At 33.5% G+C, this 841-nt stretch carries 2 protein-coding genes; both read left to right on the plus strand.

Features of this window, described 5'->3' with window-relative positions:
* Positions 1-510 (plus strand): helix-turn-helix domain-containing protein (locus IRZ80_RS20760; RefSeq protein ID WP_410504327.1); only part of this gene is annotated, 510 nt, incomplete at its 5' end.
* An 11-nt stretch (positions 511-521) separates the two neighbouring features.
* Positions 522-841: transposase (locus IRZ80_RS20765; RefSeq protein ID WP_194644276.1), on the plus strand; the 320-nt coding region annotated here is incomplete at its 3' end.

Below are 841 nucleotides of genomic sequence, written 5' to 3' on the forward strand. Positions count from 1 at the left end.
CATTCAAAAATTTTGACTATCAAGGAAACGGAAAAAGAAATTAAAAATTTGCTCAAACATTCTACTCCATTTATTGGTCAGCGTTTGAGAGTTTTGTTGATTTTAAAACAAAACGAAAAAACAGGAATTTCCAAACGTGAGGCTGCTAAATTAGCTATGGTCGATCCAAACAGCGTTCATAAATGGAGAACATTGTATATTAATGAAGGAATTGAGGGTTTGATGAAACATCAAAGAAAAGGTTTCAAGCCCTCTGTTTTCAATTCTGCTGAACACGATATGCTGGAAACAAAACTCAACGATCCCCAAAACGGGCTCCAAGGCTATGTTGAATTGAAAGATTGGATTGAAAAAGAAACGGGGAAAACCTTCAATTATAACACCTTACTTTATTACTGCATTAGAAATTTTAAATCAAGCGTAAAAATAGCCCGAAAAAGCCACGCTAAAAAAGATGAAAACCAAGGAATCTCTTTTAAAAAGACTTCGGAAGAATCTGCCAAGAAATAGCACTGAATGCTGTGGGGGATTTTAAATCTGTAAATCTATATTTTCAAGATGAATCCCGTTATGGATTATTCACTAGCAATGGCAAATCAGTTACTGCTATTGGTGTGAAACCAATTTGTACTTTTCAGCAAGTATTCAGATCAACTTGGCTTTCCGGAGCATTTTCTCCAATAACAGGAGATCATTTTCAATTAATACTTCCACACTGCAATGCGGATAATTTTCAAGTATTTCTAAACAACTTCTCAAAAGAAAATCCCAAAGAACTTAAAATAATGGTCTTGGATAATGGAAGATTTCATAAAGCTAAAAAATTAATTATTCCTGAAAA

It is taken from the genome of Flavobacterium sp. HJJ (assembly GCF_015351475.1).
Classification (GTDB): domain Bacteria; phylum Bacteroidota; class Bacteroidia; order Flavobacteriales; family Flavobacteriaceae; genus Flavobacterium; species Flavobacterium marginilacus.